Raw genomic sequence first — 22,757 nt, forward strand, 5'->3', positions numbered from 1 at the left:
TTCGAAATGAACTCAGCCCTTCACTCTGGCAATCGCCAATCCATCATATGCAGGTAGCAACGTCCCTGTTAGGCGCGGATCGGTTGCCATGCGGCGGTTGAACTCGCGTACCGTTTGAATCGCCGGGCCATTTCGTTCCAGATTCAGTGTACGTCCACGCAGTAACAAGTTATCACCAACAATAATCGCACCCGGTGTAGCTAGTTCAATCGCATAATCAAGATAGTTCACATAATTTAATTTATCCGCATCGATAAAAAAGAAATCAAATCGCTGACCTTCCTGTTGTAGTACAGCCAGACTGTGGATCGCTTCACCGATCCGATACTCAACCTGTTGTCCAAAACCAGCGAGTCGCATATGTTCCTGTGCCACCTCGGCATAATCAGGACGAAGCTCCAGAGAAACGATGCGTCCCCCCTCCTCCATGCCGCGCGCCATACAGACACCACTGTAACCGCCCAGTGCACCAATTTCCAAAACGGAGCGAGCACCAGACATTTGTACAAGCAATGTCAGTAAACGTCCGTATCCCGGTTCTACCGATACTTCAGGCATTCGGTTTTCCCGAATCGTTTCTTTAATTTGTAATAGTAGCTCGTCCTCCTCAATCAATTCGTTCATGTATTGCTCCGCATTCGAGCCGTGTTGTTCTGTCATTTTCGTTCAAATTCTCCTTTAACCTCTATTGTGCTATGCCGAAATTTTGCTCATTTGGTGTTCGATATCCATTCCATTCAAAATACGCACTTTTTTACCGGAAACGTTTGTAAGAATAGACGCATTCACATATACTAGATTGTATGGTTTTCAGACGTAACCGGCAAGCAAAACACATGATCATACGATCCAGACGCTATGGACGGACCAATGGCAACAATTGCCGTGCTTGGATTGCAAACGGGAAATCAGCACCGCCCGCTATTTTACAATAAACAGGAGTGAATCTCTATGGTGAAACCTTATGAATTAATTGCCACTTGCCCGATGGGTATTGAGGCTGTTGTCGCGCGCGAGCTGAAACAGCTTGGCTACGATGATGCACGCACGGAAAATGGTCGTGTACGCTTCAGCGGCGATCTGATCGACATTTGTCGTTGTAACTACTGGCTGCGCACTGCCGATCGCATCGTGATCAAGATGGCAGAATTTAAAGCAACTACATTTGACGAGCTATTTGAAGGCGTCAAAGCTGTATCGTGGGCGGACTTTATTCCGGCAGACGGCGAATTTCCTGTATCCGGTCGCTCCCAAAAATCCCAGCTTAGCAGTGTACCGGCAAGTCAGGGTATCGTTAAAAAAGCAATCGTCGAAAAGCTCAAACTAACGTATGATACCGAATGGTTCCCGGAAGATGGCGCACTCTATGCAGTTGATGTAACGCTGCTTGACGACACTGCATTGATCACACTTGATACGACTGGACCTTCCTTGCATAAACGCGGTTATCGTAAACATGCGACCGAAGCACCGCTCAAAGAAACACTCGCTGCTGCAATGATCCTGCTCAGCCGCTGGGGCCCGCATCGCCCGCTGTATGATCCGTTCTGCGGTTCCGGCACATTGCTGATCGAAGCGGCAATGATCGGTTGGAACATTGCACCCGGATTACGCCGTTCGTTCCCTTCGGAAGGCTGGTCGATCATTGATGATGAACTGTGGGAAACGGCACGGGATGAAGCGTTTGATGCCGTACAGGATGATATTCCGCTACAACTTATCGGCAGTGATATCGATCCATCAGCGATCGAGATTGCTAGAGCCTGTGCGAAAAGTGCAGGACTCGGTAATGAGATCGAATTCAAAGTAATGCCTGTATCACGCATCCAACCGAAAGGTAAATTCGGCTGTATCGTTACAAACCCTCCATATGGCGAGCGTCTGAGCGAAGCGAAGGAAGTCGAAACGATGATTCGTGATCTGGGTAAAGCATCGATTTACTTGCCGGATTGGTCGGTATTCGCCATCACACCAACACGTCATTTTGAACAATTTTTCGGGCGCAAAGCAGATAAACGCCGCAAATTGTACAATGGACGGATTGAATGTCAATTTCTGCAATACCTCGGCCCATTGCCACCTCGTGCAAAAGCAGATGTAACGGAGTCGCAGGTCTAACCGAGACTATCGCCATACATTTGATCATAGTACCCGTCTCCGAATCAGCATGATAACGTAATGCATAAACCTATTACCATATATTAGATCATCGTACACCTACCACCGGACTGCATAAAGTCAGCAGACAGAAGCAGTTTGGCGGTACGGTGTCATTTTTTACTGTTAAATGGATGTAAATTGTAGAGACGGATTGTGTTGCATATACGTGTTATTGACGTATGTTATTACATTGTTAACTACACTTGAGAGTGATGATTGCATAGCAAGTCGTTCCTTCCCACTCCATATGCTCTAAAATGCTTTGTTACTTGAACAAGCATACTAAACATGATAAACTGCACGCTAATGCGTTATATGTTGGCTATGTAAGAATGTAAACAGAATGTAATGTTCGACGATAAAAGGATATGCGCATATTTGAGACTGCATATAGGTATGTCCGACTAATCAAATGCCGTAACACACCTTGATCGGCTGTGGGAACGGCTTCTTTAGCGAGGAGGCTTTATTCACTTGGAATCTTTTAACTCTGGTTCGCAGCAACCACGCTGGGTTCAGCGATTGCTGTGGCCGTTGGCTCCGATTCAAATCATCTATTGGATTTTCCTAATTATCATTTTGGAAAAGCTGATGTATTTGCAAAGCAATATTCATTTACCAAATATCGATATGAACGATCTGGACAAGGTAACGGCGGTTGGTTCGATTATACTGGCTTCATTCTGGGTCATGTGGCTGCCTAAACGCGGACGCATCATCGCATTAATCGTGCTGGATGTGCTGCTGAGTTTGCTCATTTTCGCGGATCTGGTATATTTTCGTTATTTTCAGGATTTCATCACCATTCCCGTGCTTATGCAGGCTGGGCAAGTGGAATCGCTCGGTGGCAGTATTCGTGAACTGCTGTCGGTAAAAGATTTATGGCTATTTGCCGATGTGATACTACTCGCTGTCGTGGGCATCACATTGTTGATCCTTCGTATCCTCCGTATCGTTCGCGGTCGTTCTCGTTCGGATCGTCGAGCTTCATCTGCTTATCGTGCCAGTCATCGTACTAGTATGATCGCTGGCAACCAACGCAAACGTCTAACGATCGGCTTTGCTAGAGGTGCGGTACTCCTCTTACTTGGTTGTATCCTGACCTTCGGGCCGATCAAATATGCGACTTCCACCTGGGCAACCGGTTTGTTTGCTGGAAACTGGTGGAATATGTCACTGTACAATGTGACAGGCTTGCTCGGTTTTCACGGCTACGATATTTACCGTTATGCAGATGATCATTTTGGCAATGGCAACCAGCTGTCTGCCGCGCAAACCGACGAGATCAAGCAATGGTTCGATGCCAAACAAAGCGGTCGTGCCAAAGCAGGCGATGATAAGCTATTCGGCGCTTACAAAGATAGCAATGTGATCGTCATTCAGGGCGAAGCCTTTATGAACTTTGTCGTTGGTAAAAGCTACAACGGGCAGGAGATCACGCCTAATATGAATCGTCTAATGAAGGAAAGTATGTATTTTAGCCAGTATTACCATCAGACCGGACAGGGACGTACATCAGATGCCGATATCGGCTCTAACGCCTCGCTGCATCCACTCCCAACCGGCTCGGTGTTTACGCGTTATGCCGATCATCAGTATGATACGATGCCTACTATTTTGAGCAAGCAGGGCTATGATTCATATGTATTCCATGCATATGAGCCAAGCTTCTGGAATCGCTCGGTCATGTATCAAAACATGGGTTACAAGCAGTTTTTTAGCAAAAATGATTTTACGATCGATGAGCCGCTGGGCTGGTCACTCGGTGATAAATCATTTTTCCGTCAATCGGTAGAGAAAATGAGCGGTCTGAAACAACCTTTTTACTCGTTTATGATCACCTTATCAAGTCATCACCCGTACACATTACCACCTTCTGTACAGGAGCTGGATATGGGCGATCTGTCCGGTACGACATTTGGCGATTATATTCAGGCGCTGCATTATGTTGATGCTGCACTCGGTGAAATGGAATCCGAACTCAAGGAAAAAGGACTGTGGGACAAAACGATCCTCGTCTTCTATGGCGATCATGACAACTCGCTTAAAGAAAAAGAACCGATGGAACAATTCCTCGGCAAACCTGTAAGCGATCTGGATATGGAACAGTTTATGAATCAAGTGCCGATGCTCATCCATCTACCTGACGGTGCACATGCAGGCACATACGATATTCCAGCAGGTCAACTCGATATGACTCCATCGTTGCTACACCTGCTCGGTGTGAACGCCAGCCCGTACTATTTGATGGGTAATGATATGTTCAACAACAAGGAGAAAAAGCTAGTTGTGCTGCGTACAGGTGCATTTAGTGATGGGACTATCTTTTATATCCCGTCCGCTGATGGCGTGTTTGAGCATGGTACAGCGTATGATCTGAAAACAAGACAAACGACCGATATCGAACGCGCACGTGCTGGCTTTGAAGAAGCACAAAAGCGACTGAATATATCGGATGAACTCATTATGGGCGACCTAATTCGTCAGTTCCATGATGAGCAGGCACAGACGAAATAAGTACAGTGTAAGTGAGGACGTGAATCAAAAAATCTTCCTCCCACTGCAATCTTGATTATGAATGAGACCAGATTCGAGTTAAATGACCTGTTCATGTTAAACAGCATTTTCCATATCATATGTATAATGAATAAAAGCCTCCTACCTGCGGTCATATGAACCGATGGGTAGGAGGCTTTATTGTATACGTATATCGTTATAGGCATTTCATAGATAAAAACCGAGCTGCGGCAATGCTACACAGACCAAATGGCCGATCGCTATCGCACCGGGCATGTGATGCTATACGAATTACGCTTTTGGTTTTTTGATGAACTTGGCGACCTTGTCCAGCACTTCTTCTTCTGTTGGAGCGCTGACATAACGGCCATTAATGAAAACAAATGCACGCTTGCCACATGGACCACAATAAGACTTGCAGCCAATCTTAATCTCGGCATCCGGCGCCATTTTTTCCAGCTTAGGAATGATTGTTTTGAGGCGAATGTGATTGCACTCGTCACATACGCGAATATCGTTAGCCATGAGTAGTACGGTTCCCTCCGATCATCTTAGTGATGATGGTGACCGAAATCGCCTTTGGATGGGTTCGTAATCACAAAGCCTTCTTCACCTACATACAGGTAATCGATTTTGACGCCATCCAACCATGATTCGTTCGGATCAACCGCTACATCAATTTCCTTGTCTGTAGAGACGACTTCTTCATGACTTTGCGGCTCAGCCAGGTCCATACCGTAGTGCACGTGGTCACCGTGGGCATGAGTCACAAATACACGCAGTTTCAAACCGGCATTTTCCGGCTTGTCCATTTCTTTTTTTATCTCTTTCGCTGCATTGCGCGTAATTTTCACTTTCATGTGATCAGCTCCTTCGTTCAGTTCGAATCGCCTGCGATCGGGCAGGACGCAATAGTTCTATTGTATAACTCGTCCTGCCAATACGCAAGGCTAAACCGATACTCAGCGGCGCGGATCGTATTCGATAACAGACAGCTTGCTCTCCGCTCGGGATACAAACCAGTTCATCATCAACAAAGTGACTCCGATATCATCAATCGGCATAAACGGCATCACATCAGGCATAACCCAATAAGCGAGTACCGGAATAATAAACAGCATTTTTTCTTTTAATGGCAGCTGTCTGGAGGTCAGCAAACCTGGCAATTTTTTAAACACATGTAACCACTGCTTTGCTGAAAATAAACGAGCCCATTTGGACATGTTGCATCTCTCCTTTATGATTGGACGCCACAGCTGCGATCAGGGCGCCGCTCTATCTATAGGCATGTACGCGCACGTGGTGCGTACTCTATATCATACGTTTGAGCCGCAAAAAGTTTCAGGAAATTAGGTATCATTCGCAAAAAAATAGAGCCGCTCTGGTAAGCAAAGGCGGCTCCGTGCAGTGTAATGCTCCTCGTCAGGTGCTTCACACTTTTATACAAACGGGTGGTGCTTCTCTATCGGTGCATGCTGTAATCGCTAGCTGCATGCTGCTATTGTATTACTCGGAACAGTACAATGTTGCTGTTAGTGCTCTTAGTGCTCTTAGTCATTGTCACGCCGTACTGCTAATTTTAGTTCAAACCTGTCATTTTACCGCGATTACGCAAAGCCAATCCAAGCAAGATTAGCAAGCTACCCAGTGCATATACAGTAAATGGCGTTGTTTCTCCAGTTTGCGGCAGCTGGTCAAGATCCATCATACCGTCATTATTCATCGCTTGACGATCTGTTGCCTGTCCATTCGCTTCACTCGCAGCTACCGTACCTACACTTGCAGCAGTAACGATGGATGCTGGATCGTTTGAACGTGGCAACAGCTCTGCCGATGCGATGATGCCATTCAAACTAGCTGCATCTACCGGATTGGATGGCTGTGTTGCATTCTGGTTCGTTGCATTTTCTGTAGCATTGATAGGCTCACCTGTGGAAGCCGCAGAGATCACACTCTCTGTTCCTGCTGCTCCGTCAGTGGAAGCACTCACATCAGAACCTGCTGTACCGTTAGTGCTGGTAACATTACCATCTGTACTGGTCGAAACGGTGCCATTACCGCCCGTACTACCTGTATTGTTACCAGTTGGTGTATTACCAGGAGAGTTGTCACTATCTGTATTACCGGTATTCGTACCATTTCCGTTGTTGCCACCGTTGTTTCCATTACTGCCTGTATTACCGTTATTGCCATTGTTGCCTGTATTACCAGTGTTACCTGTGTTGCCGTTACCGCCAGTATTCCCATTATTATCTGGATCCGTACCGCCTGTATTACCGCCATTGTTACCACCATTATCTCCGCCGCCATTGCCTGGCTGTGATGGTCCAGTTGGATCCGTTCCACCACCAGAACCGCTATCACCGCCACCAGGTGTCGGTACAAACGTATCATTGCCAAGCACGATCAGATCCAGAGCTGGTAAAATACCGTCCGTCAGTCCGACTGAGATTAGAGAAGATTGGTTGCCTGTTCCTTGATTGTTTTGTGCGCTATTGTTTTCGAGAATAGCGAGATCCAGATTACTGCCTAGCACATTGTCCAGACCTAGATTTACACCAGCCTGTTGCTGACTCGTACCGGTTGATGTCGTTTGCTCATTATTTTCCAATACACCAAGATGCAAATCGTTGAGTACGGGAATATGATCTGCGTCTACTTTTACTACTGCCTGGCTATCTGTGCCTGTTGTGCCATCCGACTGCTCATGATTGTCCAGTACGCCTACATGTACGTTGTCGCCTAAAATGGTATCGGTAGCTCCTACTTCTACTACCGCTTGGCTACCTGTACTTGCAGTGCCACCAGATTGTTCATGATTGTCCAGTACGCCTACATGCACGTTGTCACCCACAATAGTGTCGGTAGCTCCTACTTCTACTACCGCCTGGCTATCTGTGCTTGCCGCGCCACCAGACTGTTCATGATTGTCCAGTACACCCACATGCACATTGTCACCCACAATAGTGTCGGTAGCTCCCACTTCCACTACTGCCTGACTACCTGTGCTTGTTGCATTACCAGACTGTTCATGATTATCCAGTACGCCTACATGCACATTGTCACCCACAATAGTATCCGTAGCTCCTACTTCCACTACTGCCTGACTACCTGTACTTGCTGCGCCACCAGATTGTTCATGATTGTCCAATACACCCACATGCACATCATCACCCACAATAGTATCCGTAGCTCCTACTTCTACTACCGCCTGGCTATCTGTATTTGTTGTGCCACCAGACTGTTCATGATTATCCAATACACCTACATGCACATCGTCACCCAGCACAGTATCCGTAGCTCCTACTTCCACTACCGCTTGGTTATCCGTGCTTGCTGTATCACCAGACTGTTCATGATTGTCCAGTACGCCTACATGCACATCGTCACCCACAATCGTGTCGGTAGCTCCTACTTCTACTACCGCTTGGCTACCTGTGCTTGTTGTGCCACCAGACTGTTCATGATTATCCAGTACGCCTACATGCACATCATCACCCACAATAGTGTCCGTAGCTCCTACTTCTACTACCGCTTGGCTATCTGTGCTTGTCGTGCCACTAGACTGTTCATGATCGTCCAGCACACCTACATGCACATCATCGCCCAAAATCGTATCCGTAGCTCCCACTTCAACTACCGCTGAATGAGAACCGTCAGTGTTTTGATCCGATTGCTCGTTGTTGTCCAGCACGCTGATATTCACATCATCGCCTACGATTGTATCTGTGCCGCTAATGTTTACAACTGCATTATGGCTTGCTTCACTCGTAGGCGTGTTGACATCGGATGAAGTCAATACTTCAGCCTGTACTCCATCGCCCAGGATCGTATCCGTCGCTTTCACATTCAGCAACGAGTCTGCTGTCTGCTCGGCTTCAGTACCTGTAGTGTTAGGATCTGTAGTGTTATTGCTTTCCAACACACCTACATGTACACTGCCTTCGCTCTCCTGATTACCGATATCGAGTTTAAGCAAAGCATTGCTATCTGATGCGGCTTGCGCCGTTCCCTGTGACCATGCCATCGTTGCTGCCAGACAACCTGTTGCTACCATCATTTTCACTGACCATTTCATCGTTAATCGCTCCCTTTTATTTTAATAAGACAAATGTCGATTAAAATAGGGAGCCGATTGCGGCGGTTGACCAGGTGGTGCATTCATCCATTGACTACTTCCATGCTGAGACTTTGCACTATACATCCAAACAGGCTGTTTCAGTAATGAAGCTTCTACAGTATCCAATAGCAGCGCCGTTGGCGCTGTGCCGCCAGCATTACCGCCTGACCCATTAAGCTGACCTCCAGACGAAGTAGAACTTGCTGTTAACACGCCGAGCAGATCGCCACTCCAGCCCTGCTCTACTGGCAGACCAGACGGAGCAAATGGGGCTTGTCCACCCCTGTTTTGATCCGCAACCTGCCCGGATACGGATTGAAGCATCTGCTGCGCTTGTTCAGTCGGAACTAGCGCACTGGAATCCGCCAAACTCGCTACATCAGTCCCGCTTTGTGCCCCTGCACTAGCGTTCATATTTGTAGTTGCAGGCTTCATATCACTCGTCTCTATAGCTGGCTGCTCCATATTGGATACAGCTTGCACCGAGACATCAGCGTTACCTGAAAATGGCGTGTTATCCGGTCGAAGCGGTTGCTCCGTTTGCTGCTGAATGATCGCTAGCGGAGACGGCGTTACATTATCCGTAGGAAACACAGTCCTAATCGGTGATGAAGACTCTACACCGGATGGTCGTTCTACTACAGGTGGCTTCACTGCTGTCCCAGTATCACGATCTCGTGCGGTTGGCTCCTGTTCACGACCAGGAGTCGGTTCAACAACAGGTATCTCTCCAGCTACAGGATCTGGAGTGGTCGAGATCGGTGGTAACGTAACGATAGGCGGTATAGTGACCACAGGTGGAACGGTAACGGGAGTAGAGACAATCGGTACTTGATTCACCGTTTCTTTTACAATGACAGGTATCGTTTCAACTACTGTTCCTGTTGTGTCTACCACTTCAGTTGCAGCTTCACCCGTCGTTTTCGTTACTGCTTTCACCGTGTTATCGACCGTTTTGACCGTTTCGACTACTGCTTCTGTCGTTGTGGATACTGTACCCGATACAGCAGATGTCGCTGTATTCACGGTATCGTTGACCGTATTCGTTACTCCTGAAGATACAGTTCCAGTAATGTCCGCTGGCTTGCCGGACACGACTTTCTCTGTCTCCGTAACTACGTTTTGGGTCAGATCGCTCACATGATTCACAATCCCCGTTGTATTGCTCACTGCTTCCGTTACGACCTTAGTCGTATTGTCTACAGTGATTGTCGTCTGAGAGACCACATCCGAGGTTGCTGTTTGTGCAGTATCCGTCACCGATTTCACCGTATTGGACAGTGTGCCTGTTAACGAAGCCGCTGTGCGCTGTACCAGTCCAGGGTTAGACTGTGTGGACGAGCTTGCATCTGTAGCATGACTGCTACCAGAAGCTTCATTACTGCTGGAAGATTCACCGCTGCTTGATGTGCTTTTGATTGAAATACCTTTGTCTAACGAGATTTCAACCCCAGCTGCATGTGTAGCAGGCTGATATAACCATACACTTAGAAATAACAAAACAAATGACACAGGTACTCGATAGTTCATTGGAATATTCACCTCCTTTCACGTAGGAAGTACAGACATATGAAGTAAATAGAAAGAGGTATTATCATTTGCACAATTACATACTCATTAATAATATTATGGAAAATTAGGTTATTCATATAATACCCAAAAACAAGTAATTATATTACTTAAATTGGTATATTTATCATCTAAAAAGTTATTCATTTTGCGAATTTTTCCATATGAGAGATTTGTTTTACATCCTGTTAGCAAATACAAAATAATGCAAAAAAAGAAGCCCGATCGCATGGAGTATTCTCCATATGAGCAGACTTCTTTTACCTATATGTTTTTACAGTTTATGTTTTTACAGTTTATACACTGTAATTGCTCGTTTTATCTTTTCCTGCTGGCGGAGTAGTCGGCTTTGATGTCGAGCTTGCAGTAGCTGGAGTGGCTGACGTTGGCGTAGCACCAACCGCTTTTACATCCTTCTTCTGCTCGGTATGATCTTGCTGCTCTGCATCCTGCTGCTCTTTAAATTCAGCCAGCTCGTGTTTTACATCCTCAGCCGCAGATTCTACCTGCTCTTTCCATTCACGCGCCACGCCGATCGATTCTTTGACGACGGCTACTACTTCGCGGCCTTTTTCGGTTACCTCATGGCCTTTCTCATTCCATTCCGGGCCTTTTTCACGGATCATTTCTGCTCCATACATCAGATCGGCACGGATATCACGTCCATTTTTCGGTGTGAATAGGGCTGCGGTTGCTGCACCGATCAGTGCACCTGTAATCAAGCCATATACGAATTGCGTTTTCTGTTGATCCATTATGATCTCTCCATTCTCTGAATGTAAGTATTTGTTTACTATTACCCAGAATAACAGCTTTGCTACAGGTTTTACGAATCTTTGCTTGCAAATAAGCTAAGACACGACAAAAGACTCGTTGTTCTCCCTTTTAGAGGAGTGGAAACGAGTCCTTTAGGCTTATGCATATTACGATCCATCTTACGGTAAACAATACAAGTATAGCTTCCTAAACGCTAAACGATGCAACACATAGGCGTAAGACATAATCCATGATTTTGCCTACATTCGTTAACACGATCATCTCTACATCGCTATTGATTATCTTTTACCGCTTCTCAATCTGATAAATACAACATTGACCACCTTTAGCAATACATTCGGTACGCGTCACTTTCGCACCTAGCAATTGCTGAAACAATTCCTGTTCACACTGGCAGGCAATGCCATGCTGGTCAGCCACCCGATTGATCGGACAGTTATATTCATACATCGTATATTCACCGTTATCATTGCTTTCATAGCTCGCCATATAACCACTTTGATGCTGAATCTCCGTCAAGGCGGCCACACGCTCACCCAAACTTTGCTGCTCCATTAGCGGACGATAACGATCAAGTAGCTTTTGCTTACGTCCTTCAAAAATGCGTGCGATCGAAGCATCATCCAGCTCATCCAACAGATCGAGCGTTAACTGATGATAATTGTGCGGAAAATGTTCTGCCGCCTGCTCGCTCAATCGAAAGCGTAAATACGGTCGTCCTGTCGGTATACGAACGGTTTCCGCCAGCAGCAGTCCTTCCTGCTCTAATGACTGAATATGACGCCGAACTGCCATTTCCGTAATGCCTAGTTTCTGGGCCAGATCCGATACGCTTGCCGGACCGCCTGTCTTTAGTAACATCATGATCGTTCGCCGTGTGGACGGTTGTGGGTTGGCTTTCATCCCTGGACCCCCCTTTGCTATAAAAATAAAATGACCCTGTCCGCTATAGTTAGCGAAAAGGGTCACCACATCCCTTTAATAATACCGTTATTGTAGCTTATCCGGCAGGGGATGTAAATTCAAAACGATTCATTTGTTAAACACTCATTCCTACATAGACTAATTTCTACATAGACTGATACATTACTCGATTGCAGACACGGCTACTTGCGCGTGTACACGATTATGTATCCGTTTACTGACATCAGTCAGCGTATCGATCCGATCCGCTAGCATGACTATCCACTACCGAAGCTACTACCGAAGCTCACGATCCAAATACTCGCGCACCTGCCGTGCAAATCGGCGCAACACCTCAGGCATGATCGAAGTAAGCGGATGCAATTCATGACGTGGCCAATCATAATAATCCTGTACCAGTGGACGACGCAGCTTGACCAGTTCCAGCAAACGAACCGCTGTCTCCTCATCCATCACCTGCTCGCCGCGAATAATCTCGATAATATCGTCATAACTACTCGCGTCACGCATAATAAAGCCATCGATTAAATAACTACCAATATCCGTTACACATTCAATAGCGAGATGAAGTGCACGCTCCTGCACCAACCCACTGAACAAACTGCCGTCCCAATGGGAAGCTACCTGTTCCAGCGCTCCATATACATCATCAAGTGCCGCAATACGGCGTTCAATTTGCTCACGATTTACGTAATACACCGTTTGACACTCCTTTTGTGATCATCATTTGACCGTTGTGCGAACAACTCCACGATTCTAGCTCCTGTTGCCTGTTCGCTCCATCACGCAATATAAAAAATGACGCCCTGCTCTTTGCGCACCATCGTTGCGTAAAAAATACGTATTTGCTGTACATATTCCGCGATATATTCAAAAAAACCATCGCCATCATCACCATCATAGATCGGATAAATTTCTTCTTTAGCAAGCACGTCGAAATCATAGAGCTGTTTCAGTTGTTCTTCTGTTAACGATTCAAGAAAAAGAGACGCCTCTTTAACCTGTTCAGGAAACAAATAAAAAGCGCCGTATTCTCCGAACTCCAAAAATTGCTCGCTTACCATCGGTACAACATATCCTTTTGGCGGCGTACCATTATCCAATTCACCACAAAGCATAAAATGAATAGCTTGCCACGATTTATCGATATCCAAATCAGCAAAATCTTCCATATCAATATCGTCCAATTTCCGCTTTCCGTGCGCCAATTGTTCTATTAAAGTACGGTCGACCGCCAGATAACCTCCGATCATGCCCATTCGCTAATCCCTCACTTTATTTTGTTGGACAATCATTTGTACTGTAGCAGAAAATCCAGCTCTACTCCGTGAAACGATCCGATACCTTCCCGTCTACTCGCAAACGTTGCCCTTCTTTGTAATTATTGTTCAACTACGTAAGATAGGCATTCTGAACACAATCCCCATGACATATCCCACCATAATCAATCGTAAAAAATCAGTATTCGTAATCGACGGCAATCGTAGATTCTTTGACGGTAGCGATATATTCTGCAATTTGCACATGATCCGGATGAACCTGGTACGCCTGCAAATCATCCAGTGAGTCAAAATCACTAACTAGCGCTACATCATAAGAACGCTCGCTGCGAATTACGTCCACACCTACTTGAATAGAGCGCAGCGTTTCCACTTTGCCTTCCAGCGCACGCAAACCTGTGATCACATTGTTGATAATTTCCTCAGAAGGATTTTTAAATTTAAACAGGACAATATGCTTGATCATCGTCATAGCAACTCCTTTTTGTATGTAATCAATAATAGATGAGCGACTAGTTTAAGCCGCACATTGCTTTTCTATCGTATCATATTTAGCATCATTTTGCCCCTGCCACTGATTAGAACGGCTACTGCGTCTGCGTTGTAATGCCTATGATCTTTTATACAAAATAAAATACAGATACAGATACAGATACAGATACAGATACAGATACAGATACAGATACAGATACAGATACAGATACAGATACAGATACGCTAAAGTATATAGGTTAACCGATAAAAACAACACAAAAACCGGAGCGCAAACTGCGCCCCGGCTCCATGCACACTGTATCGCATTCAATGCGAAACAGCGATTCGATATTTATATTAGCTCATGCTAACTTGAAATTCATACATCATGGATCGAAGCTGGGGATTACTCCTCAGTTTTCTCTTCGTCCGAAGCTTCATCTTTAGCTTCTTCACCTGCTGCTTCTTCATCGGACGCAGTAGGCGTTTCCAGATCTTCGTCAGCTACACGAGGTACAGCGACGGAAACGAGAATGTCTTCGCCATGCGAGATTAGTTCTACGCCGTCTGGCAATTCAACATCTGCTGCTGTGATCGTATCACCGATTTCCAGCTTGGATACGTCTACGACGAGTGTAGATGGCAGGTCTTTAGCAAGACCGGACACGTCCAGTTCGTTCGTTTGAGTTTGCAAAATGCCGCCCACTTTCGTTCCCGGTGCTTCGCCGTGGAAGTCGAGTGGTACGCTAACTGTAATTGGTTTTTTGGAAGATACTTGCAAGAAGTCGACGTGCATAATGCGCCCTTCGCGACGCTGCACATCTTTGAGCAGTACCTGTACATCTTTGCCGTTATCAAGCGTCAGTGAGAAGATATCTGCACCACCACGGCGAGCTTGCACTTGTAATTGCTTGCTATCTACATGTACTGGAATACTTCCGAGATCGGGTCCATATACAACACCCGGTGTACGGCCGCTATTGCGCAGCTCGCGTACCGCGGAATATTTAGTTGCTTCACGTTTTTCAGCTTTCATTTTCATAGTAGTCATACAAATTGACCTCCCTAGAATGATGAGCAATTTTGCTGTATGCAGAGTGCATAGTATGCAATTGAGTCAGCAACCATTACCACTGACCGTTGTTCATATATACCCGGTCAGAACGCAAATGTATCAGAAATACGGAATTTTCTTCAATTTATTCATTATCGTTTCCATTCTTCAGCCCGATTCTGGCTACACTTTGTACTCATTCATATAGCTTGAAAAGGATAAAAAACCGGTTCCACGATGAGCCTTATTTAGACTACGAATTGCCCTATTGGTTCCGAATCATTTTGTTTGATAGTTATTTGATATTTATAGGTAAACGTATACTGATCTGTGTTCGATTACTGGCATGTCTTTTTGTATGGACGTGTTGTATACAGTAATGTAACCTATTTATTATTCAAATGTTGTTATATATAACTACAATCAAATAAAAAAATATTCTATCCTCCAAATAACTGTGTTTCGTTTCTTTTGACATCGACTTGCTGACTATCATAATCATTTTTCACAATCAAATGATTTCCAATATTACATTACAACATTTTCATATTTTGGTAACGGTGCTGTAGTTGAATACATTTTCACTATAGTTTTTGTCAATTTGTATGGCGAAGTTGATTTTTTTGAAAATTACCCCATTTTCATGTGTTATTTTGGCAAAAGTTCGCTTGAAACGAGCGAACTTGTGTTGTAGGATGTTGAAAGGGTCATTAAACCGACTGCTATAAAATGAATAATTACTTTTATCGGAGGAAATATGCCTAATCAACCAGAACGACATTTTATAGAGGCGTGGTCTCTGATTAACCGTAAATACCTTGGTAAAGGTGTCCGCGTCAAACGTTTCCGTAGACCAACACGCTGTCAAATTCGCAATCGCGTTTTGCTCGCTGTACTGATGGTCAAGGATATCAAGCTGTCCGAACTCGCGGAAAGGTTATCAGTTTCTTCACGCAGCGTAAGCGCCTGGGTGTATGAAGGAAGATTGCCGGGCAAAGCGAACCTGGAAAAAGTATGTCGGGAGCTTGGCTATCCGCATCACATCCTATTCAACCCACAGGTGATTAACAACAGTCCTGTCATCTGCCAACAAGCACCATCCCGCTTTATGAAGCGTACCATCACACGTTCTCCAGTACGTAACCACATCTTAACTGGCCTTTGTATGGTTCATGATCTATCTGTAACCGATGTCAGCCACTGGATTGGCGTGCATCCGGGTACATTCCGCAAATGGCTTCATCAAGCAACATTGCCTTCACCTGCTTTTCAGGAAAAAACAGAACAATTTTTCCGTATTCCCAAATCGGTTCTTTTCGCCGATTGTGTACTTGGCGAACAGCCAGAAGAAGAGCTTGAACAATATGCAGAAATGAAGAAATAAGCCACTCGCTATTTATGACGTTATAAACTGTGATCTATTTGTCACATTTAAGTCGATTGAATCGTGAGCGGATACGCTTACAGCATAATTATATACCATGTAGAGCTCCGCCGTTTCGGAATCCCGGTACGTAGCGGAGTTCTTACTTGTCTGGACATATAATAGGTTAGTTAAAATTTTGTATTGCTTTGTAAACTTTCGCCATACAAAAAGCCGGGTATCATGAGCTTACTCTACTCATGCTGCCCGGCTTTTATATCGTTATAGCTGAACTATAGATCGTTCGCGAGGAAGCATGATCTATAATTCAACCATCTGATAGGCTGGCTACGTAATTACAGTTCATCCAACGGCTGACTATATGATTACAGTTCATCCATATAAATTGTCCGACATATGTGGATAGCAGATCACTGGATATCCACATCTTTAATACAAAATAGACTCTTCTAAAATACTTCTTTTGAAAATATATCTCTTTCAAAATGTAGACCTCTCCACAAAGCCAGACAACATTGAAAACGTCCAGCGTCATGACACTGGCTATTGTATCGCCTTACAGTCATTCTTCCGCAGCGGGTGGCGCTGTAGAATCGCGACGAATTAGCTCCGGCGCATGAATTTTTTCCTCTACCTTGCCTCGCCCTTCAAGCATCTGCAATACGATCTCCGCTGCCGCTGTACCAAGTGCATGCTTCGGGTGGCTTAATGTGGTCAGCTTCACTTCAGTCGCTGTAGCGAGAAATGAATCGTCAAATCCAACCATAGACAGATCTTCTGGCACACGCAGACCGGCTTCACGCACCGCTTGCAGCAGAGTGACCGCAAGCTCATCATTGTATAGCACCCAGCCTGTGGCACGTTCAGAACGAGCGGTATCAATAAGACGACGCGCTTGTTGCAGTGGAGCAGAATGTTTATCCTCCGTTGTATAGGTGAAAATTAACGATGGCTGGAGCTGAATACCATACTTGCGATGAGCAGCTACAAAGCCTCTCATCCGCCGCACACCCTGCATATCGTCGGTTTTGAAAAATCCAGCAATCCGGCGATGACCCAGCTCAATCAAATGCTCGGTCGCCAGAAATCCTCCGCGCTCATCATCCATGCGCAAACACGGCGAGTCCATTTCTTCATAGCTGGCATTGATCATTAAATACGGAATTTGTCGATTCTCAATCGTTAGAAAATAATTAAGATTACGGCTCCGCTCGCCGCTCCGCGTTGGTTCAACGATCAATGCTGCGGGAGATTGACGGAGCATCATTTCCAGACACTCCCGTTCTTTTACCGGATCATTATCCGTACTCGCAAGCAACAGACGGTAGCCTGCCTCACGCAACCGCGCTTCGATTCCCTGTACAATTTGCGGGAAAATATAATCGGATATGTAGGTCGTGATCACACCTACCGTTTTATCGTGGCTGGTTGTCCGAACGACAGGCTCGGTGACAAACGTACCTTTGCCCTGGATACGATTAAGCCAGCCATCTCGCATTAATTCGCCTAATGCCTGACGCACGGTCTGGCGACTCACTTCAAACTGCTCCGCAATCTCATGCTCTGACGGCAGACGACTGCCTGGTTGTAAACGGGAAGAATGAATCCAGGAAAGAATTTCGTCCCGTACTTGTCTATATTTAGCGGTCATGGTCCCTCCTGGCTTGGTGGATTACAACAGCAATCCTATTTTCGGTCATTATGCATACATGTTATTGTATCATATCGCATCATACCGGCGTAGTCGGATGCTATGATTATCGAACTTGTTGTACATACATTTTAATAAACCGCTTACATATTGTCCATACCATTCGTCAATTCACTGTACGTATGATGGATTACGAATCATCTGTAACAGATGTCGTTCAGTTTGCAGTGACACCAAAATAACTCCCTGGCGTTAAAAGAGAGTTACTTTACAAATTGCTAAGTATTCATTTTATAGTGTCTGGCTACAGTAGATGAAGCATTCTTATTGCTAAACAGGTATGTATATGCTGAATAAGCTCATCGACATCGTAAATAGACCGCATAGAAGCGCTAAGCAATTGCTGCGGATTCGTTCGCTCCTATTCTAAGTCATATTCGTTGGCAGCAGCTAATGATCGCATAAACTCACATTGTGTTCGCCCATTTCCTTCTCGAAATGGATGTATTACATGGATCTGATCTCTGCCGGATAATGCGTAGCACGTTCTACAAACTTTCAGATGAAAGTTTTGCTACATATTTTTCTACTTTTCACTGTGAGAACAATTCATTTGCCTGTGATTGTATATATTGAGGTAATGCAAAAATATGAGGTAATGCAAAAATAAACTGCTCTTTCGCGATACTTTCCGTTCGTAGCTCACCTGCAAATGAATAAATATCTTGAAACATATACTCATGAATATGTTGAAGATGTTTTAAATCAAAATCTCCTACAATAGGCATTTCTCTTAACTGAGAGATGCGCCATGTACTTAAGATGCGTTCAAACTTTTCTAAAGCTTCAGGATCGCGAATATCATGCTTATTTTTTAGTGTATCGGTTCCAAAATAGCAATATGATGATTGCTGATGATTATACTTTGACACCTGCGGCCATCTCCAGTGCTATTTTTTTAAATTCAGCCTCAGATAGTTTGCCCGTCAATTGCTTTTTAATTAGATGCTCCTCTTGCTCTGTCAAATGTATTCCTTCAACAGCTAAAGCAGCTTTTGAACCTTTAAGCGCACGTTCTGCCTGTTTTGATGTAAATCGCTTCATAATAAAATGGCTCCTTTCCTTCACTTTATAATGATCATCATATCACCATTCGTATACTATCAACATGTTATTGCCTTGCATAGCAAGGGTTTTAAATATTTTAACAAGCGATTTCAAATCAATATTCCCGTTAATATGTATAAACAAAAAGCCGCAGACGATATATCTGCGACCTGTACAATGATAAACAAGTAATAAGTAGATCAGAAACAACTATTTTACGTTCATCGCAATAACGTATCGATCTTATGCGCTGTTGCTTCTCTAACCGTCAACGAACCGCTACTTCCCTCTCACTTTTTACGTCCCGATCCAGTAGCTAACAAGCTGAGCAGCAATAATCAAAACGCCAGATTGAAGCGAAGTGCGTAGCGAAAGCCAGAGCAGTTGCTGATGGGTTTGCAAGTTGCGACGTGACTGCTTCATGCTTGTGTACATGCGGCATAGTGGCAACGCGGCCAGCAATACAATGACAGCGTAGACGGGAATGACACGCGCAATTGCACATAATGCGATACTTAATAGTGCCAGTACGAGTAGAAATACCGAGAAGCGAAACGATTTACGTTCTCCCCACATCACGACCAGTGTACGCTTGCCTACCTGACGATCGGTTTTCCAATGTAAAAAGTGGTGGTTAAAAAAGGTTAATGTCGTCAGTAACCCCATCGGTAGCGATAATAACAACAGTCTTCCATCAAAATGACCGGTTTGCACATAATATGAACCCATGACCGGAAAAATACCAAATGATAGCACATGGGCCAATTCGCTTGTGCCTTTACCGGCATAACCATAACGAATCGGTGGTACGACATAAAATAACGCCAGAAAACAGCCCAATCCGCCGAGCAGCAACACCCCCCAGCCGCTTACGATGTACAGCACGATCGCACAGGCAATCGCTATACCGAGCATCGCCCAGGTGACAATCTCAAACGTCCGCTCATTCCACTTCCCGGATGTCAAATAACCTGAATCGGTTGAGATCGCTTCCTCTGATTCATAGGCTGCCTGATCTGCACCACTGCGATAATCCCACAGATCATTAATCATCATCGAAAAAATATGTGCCGCGCACGAACCAATCATCGTAACAAGCGCAATCCACAAGCTAAATTGCCCATTCCATATCCACGCTGCCAGCGTTCCCTGTATGACACAGATCGCCATTAAAGGTACAAAATGCATTCGTGAAGCCTGGCGAAATTCCTGCCATGTGTTCATCCTATCCCCGCTTTCCGTTCCGTATATTCATCTGTATGGGACAGATGTGCATATACACCATCATTAAACGTTGAATACGAATGGGAAACGCTGGCAACCATATAGACACGCTGAAAAGGAAGTCATCCATTATAAATCGTTTGAATTAAAAAAGACTGGAGCACGCCCATTGGATGGCGAACTCCAGTCTGATCATACTAACGAGCTGATTTTTTAATTATGGCTCTCTATCTATTATTCACGAATGATTATTTATGATTTGTTATTACCACTTACACGACTCACCATTTATTAGCTATCGTCTATCGCTTATTAACTATCGTCTATCGCTCAACTCTAGCCAATATTCCGACTCAAAATATCCAAAATCTCTTCCTTACTGCTCGCTTGCAACAGCTCGGCACGGAATTCGTCATGGATCAGCTTGCGGGATAAAGCGACTAGAATTTGCAAATGCTCATTGCCTGCATTCGCTTCCGGCACACCGATCATAAAGGCCATCTGTGCAGGTTCTCCGTCAAGCGAATCCCAATCAAGCGGCTGCCCAAAACGAGCAAAACCAAGCACGGCACGCGTCACACCAGCTGATTTACCATGCGGTATCGCTACACCAAAACCAATACCTGTCGAGCTTTGCTGCTCACGCGCCATCACAGCACGTACATAATCGGCGGTATCTACTACCGCGCCTGCTGCGGTCATACCTTCAGCAAGCTGTTGAATCGCTTCTTCTCGCGTCGATACAGTCGATGGTAGAAAAATACTTTCAGGTTGTAGCAATTCACGAATATTCATGGGATAGGCTCCTTTAGCTTCTATAGGGTGTATAGTTCTACACGGCAACGACCGGATTGGGGGTCCGGTCGCTGCATGGGTAGGGTATAGATTAAGGTTTGGGATTAAAGTTGAGGGTACTTTTTCAGTCAAATATTGAACTGCGTTTAGGAATTAAAGTTTATCGTTTGTCCTAACAAGTCATGCAATAAATAATCAGATGTTAGATTGTTTAATACAGGTTGTTTAGTACAGATTGTTTATTTCAGACTGTATGAGGCAACGATGGTATACCAGTACAAGCTTTGAATTACGAAGCTACCGGCGTTTTGCGTTTCAGCAACAGTACCATCAATGCTGTTACAACCGTACCGATTGCGATCGACAGTACATAGTAACCGAGGTGATCAATTGCATTTGGAATGAACAGTACGAACACACCACCGTGAGGTGCATGTAGTCCACAACCGAACATCATTGACAATGCACCAGCTACAGCCGAACCTACCATAAAGGAAGGAATAATCCGAATCGGATCGGCTGCACCGAATGGAATCGCACCTTCGGTAATAAAGGACAGACCGAGGATCGATGCTACTTTACCTGCTTCGCGTTCTTCTTTCGTAAAGCGTTTTTTCGCGATCAATGTTGCCAGCCAGATACCGAGTGGAGGTGTCATACCTGCTGCCATAACAGCAGCCATTGGTGTGAAAATTGATGCGCCCAGCAGACCTACTGCAAACGTATACGCTGTTTTATTAAACGGACCACCCATATCGAACGCCATCATCGCGCCGAGAATGGCACCAAGCAAAATCGCATTTCCTGCGCCCATATTAGTCAGCCATGTCGTCAATTGAGCGAGCAGCCATTGAATCGGTTCACCGATTACATATACCATTAACAGACCGATAATTAGAACAGACAATACAGGAACGATCAGAATCGGTTTCAGACCTTCAAAGTTACGCGGCATTTTGATGTGTTTGATCAGCCAGTGTGCAACATAACCTGCGATAAAGCCGGCGATAATCCCACCGATGAAGCCTGCGCCCATATCTTTGGCAAGTACACCACCAACGAGACCCGGAGCGAGACCCGGCTTACCGGCGATCGAGAAGGAGATAAAGCCTGACAGAACGATAACCATCAAGCCCATTGAAGCGCCACCAATAGTGGACAATGCAGCTCCGAGTGAACCTTCTACTTGATCTACGCCACCTTTTGTAAACGCAAACAAGAAGGAGAAGGCGATAATCAGACCACCGGCAATAACGAGCGGCAGCATGTTGGATACACCGTTCATCAGATGCTTATAAAACATATTTTGTTGCTTCACACCGCTATCCGCTGGTGCCGGTGCTGCTGCGGTAGAGCTGGACGGCTGCATATTCAATGCGCGTGTGATCAGCTCACCTGGAATTTTAATCCCCTGTGCTACCGGTACGCGTACAACAGGCTTACCTGCGAAGCGTGCTTCATCCACATCGGTATCTGCTGCAATGATGATCGCATGCGCCTCGGCGATTTCCTGTGGTGTCAGTCCATTTTCGACACCGACTGCGCCACGGGTTTCAACCTTGATTTCTACATCTTTCTCTTTCGCAGCTTTGGCGAGTGACTCTGCCGCCATGTACGTGTGAGCGATACCCGTCGGACAAGCGGTAACAGCTAATAGTTTTTTCATTGTAATATCCCCTTCATCTTCATCTCTCAAATCGGTCGTTCATCAATATGTCCTG

Annotated in this window: 21 protein-coding genes; 3 read left to right on the forward strand and 18 right to left on the reverse strand. The window is 45.2% G+C overall.

Going from position 1 to position 22,757, the window contains the following annotated elements; all coding sequences use genetic code 11:
- Positions 1–12: 12 nt before the first annotated feature.
- Positions 13–660: an O-methyltransferase gene (locus AAHF22_RS02160; protein WP_347323317.1), complete on the reverse strand. Its 648-nt coding sequence runs from the start codon at positions 658–660 to the stop codon at positions 13–15.
- A 291-nt stretch (positions 661–951) separates the two neighbouring features.
- On the opposite strand from AAHF22_RS02160, the gene AAHF22_RS02165 reads away from it, so the two are divergent.
- Positions 952–2,118: a THUMP domain-containing class I SAM-dependent RNA methyltransferase gene (locus AAHF22_RS02165; protein WP_371833997.1), complete on the forward strand. Its 1,167-nt coding sequence runs from the start codon at positions 952–954 to the stop codon at positions 2,116–2,118.
- A gap of 516 nt (positions 2,119–2,634) precedes the next feature.
- Positions 2,635–4,677, forward strand: a complete 2,043-nt coding sequence (locus tag AAHF22_RS02170) for an LTA synthase family protein (RefSeq protein WP_347323318.1) — start codon at positions 2,635–2,637, stop codon at positions 4,675–4,677.
- 291 nt (positions 4,678–4,968) lie between these two features.
- Here AAHF22_RS02170 and AAHF22_RS02175 read toward each other — a convergent pair whose 3' ends face one another.
- The 11 genes from AAHF22_RS02175 to AAHF22_RS02225 all read right to left on the reverse strand — a co-directional run bounded on the left by AAHF22_RS02175 (position 4,969) and on the right by AAHF22_RS02225 (position 14,872).
- Positions 4,969–5,202: a YuzB family protein gene (locus tag AAHF22_RS02175; protein WP_347323319.1), complete on the reverse strand. Its 234-nt coding sequence runs from the start codon at positions 5,200–5,202 to the stop codon at positions 4,969–4,971.
- Between the two features lie 26 nt (positions 5,203–5,228).
- On the reverse strand, positions 5,229–5,537 hold the full coding sequence (locus AAHF22_RS02180) for a HesB/IscA family protein (protein WP_347323320.1): 309 nt from the start codon (positions 5,535–5,537) through the stop codon (positions 5,229–5,231).
- Positions 5,538–5,639: 102 nt separating this feature from the next.
- Positions 5,640–5,900 carry a hypothetical protein gene (locus AAHF22_RS02185; RefSeq protein WP_347323321.1) on the reverse strand — a complete coding sequence of 87 codons (261 nt, stop codon included), beginning with the start codon at positions 5,898–5,900 and terminating at the stop codon, positions 5,640–5,642.
- A 356-nt stretch (positions 5,901–6,256) separates the two neighbouring features.
- On the reverse strand, positions 6,257–8,755 hold the full coding sequence (locus tag AAHF22_RS02190; RefSeq protein ID WP_347323322.1) for a beta strand repeat-containing protein: 2,499 nt from the start codon (positions 8,753–8,755) through the stop codon (positions 6,257–6,259).
- A gap of 21 nt (positions 8,756–8,776) precedes the next feature.
- Positions 8,777–10,327: a hypothetical protein gene (locus AAHF22_RS02195; RefSeq protein ID WP_347323323.1), complete on the reverse strand. Its 1,551-nt coding sequence runs from the start codon at positions 10,325–10,327 to the stop codon at positions 8,777–8,779.
- Between the two features lie 335 nt (positions 10,328–10,662).
- Positions 10,663–11,121 (reverse strand): YtxH domain-containing protein, encoded by a 459-nt coding sequence (locus AAHF22_RS02200; RefSeq protein ID WP_347323324.1) that lies wholly within the window; start codon positions 11,119–11,121, stop codon positions 10,663–10,665.
- A 307-nt stretch (positions 11,122–11,428) separates the two neighbouring features.
- On the reverse strand, positions 11,429–12,046 hold the full coding sequence (locus AAHF22_RS02205; RefSeq protein WP_347323325.1) for a helix-turn-helix transcriptional regulator: 618 nt from the start codon (positions 12,044–12,046) through the stop codon (positions 11,429–11,431).
- A gap of 297 nt (positions 12,047–12,343) precedes the next feature.
- Positions 12,344–12,766 (reverse strand): DUF86 domain-containing protein, encoded by a 423-nt coding sequence (locus tag AAHF22_RS02210; protein ID WP_347323327.1) that lies wholly within the window; start codon positions 12,764–12,766, stop codon positions 12,344–12,346.
- A gap of 83 nt (positions 12,767–12,849) precedes the next feature.
- Positions 12,850–13,326: a YfbM family protein gene (locus AAHF22_RS02215; protein WP_347323329.1), complete on the reverse strand. Its 477-nt coding sequence runs from the start codon at positions 13,324–13,326 to the stop codon at positions 12,850–12,852.
- Between the two features lie 199 nt (positions 13,327–13,525).
- Positions 13,526–13,813, reverse strand: a complete 288-nt coding sequence (locus tag AAHF22_RS02220; RefSeq protein ID WP_188778755.1) for a Dabb family protein — start codon at positions 13,811–13,813, stop codon at positions 13,526–13,528.
- 414 nt (positions 13,814–14,227) lie between these two features.
- Positions 14,228–14,872 (reverse strand): 50S ribosomal protein L25, encoded by a 645-nt coding sequence (locus AAHF22_RS02225; RefSeq protein ID WP_347323330.1) that lies wholly within the window; start codon positions 14,870–14,872, stop codon positions 14,228–14,230.
- 760 nt (positions 14,873–15,632) lie between these two features.
- Here AAHF22_RS02225 and AAHF22_RS02230 point away from each other — a divergent pair.
- Positions 15,633–16,259: an XRE family transcriptional regulator gene (locus AAHF22_RS02230; protein WP_347323331.1), complete on the forward strand. Its 627-nt coding sequence runs from the start codon at positions 15,633–15,635 to the stop codon at positions 16,257–16,259.
- Positions 16,260–16,821: 562 nt separating this feature from the next.
- On the opposite strand, the gene AAHF22_RS02235 is transcribed toward AAHF22_RS02230, so the two are convergent.
- The 6 genes from AAHF22_RS02235 to AAHF22_RS02260 form a co-directional block, all read right to left on the reverse strand.
- Complete coding sequence (locus AAHF22_RS02235) at positions 16,822–17,910, reverse strand: GntR family transcriptional regulator (protein WP_347323333.1); 1,089 nt, start codon at positions 17,908–17,910, stop codon at positions 16,822–16,824.
- A 593-nt stretch (positions 17,911–18,503) separates the two neighbouring features.
- Positions 18,504–18,842, reverse strand: a complete 339-nt coding sequence (locus AAHF22_RS02240; protein ID WP_347323334.1) for a hypothetical protein — start codon at positions 18,840–18,842, stop codon at positions 18,504–18,506.
- Positions 18,829–19,014, reverse strand: a complete 186-nt coding sequence (locus tag AAHF22_RS02245; RefSeq protein ID WP_347323335.1) for a hypothetical protein — start codon at positions 19,012–19,014, stop codon at positions 18,829–18,831. Before AAHF22_RS02245 ends, AAHF22_RS02240 begins: the two co-directional genes overlap by 14 nt.
- A gap of 300 nt (positions 19,015–19,314) precedes the next feature.
- Positions 19,315–20,241 (reverse strand): prenyltransferase, encoded by a 927-nt coding sequence (locus tag AAHF22_RS02250; RefSeq protein ID WP_347323336.1) that lies wholly within the window; start codon positions 20,239–20,241, stop codon positions 19,315–19,317.
- Between the two features lie 336 nt (positions 20,242–20,577).
- The gene (locus tag AAHF22_RS02255; RefSeq protein WP_347323337.1) at positions 20,578–21,036 is read right to left on the reverse strand and encodes a PTS sugar transporter subunit IIA; all 459 of its coding nucleotides are present in this window, start codon (positions 21,034–21,036) and stop codon (positions 20,578–20,580) included.
- 289 nt (positions 21,037–21,325) lie between these two features.
- Complete coding sequence (locus tag AAHF22_RS02260) at positions 21,326–22,702, reverse strand: PTS fructose transporter subunit IIC (RefSeq protein ID WP_347323338.1); 1,377 nt, start codon at positions 22,700–22,702, stop codon at positions 21,326–21,328.
- Positions 22,703–22,757: the final 55 nt, after the last annotated feature.

The organism is Paenibacillus wenxiniae, assembly GCF_039822605.1.
GTDB lineage: Bacteria > Bacillota > Bacilli > Paenibacillales > Paenibacillaceae > Saccharibacillus > Saccharibacillus wenxiniae.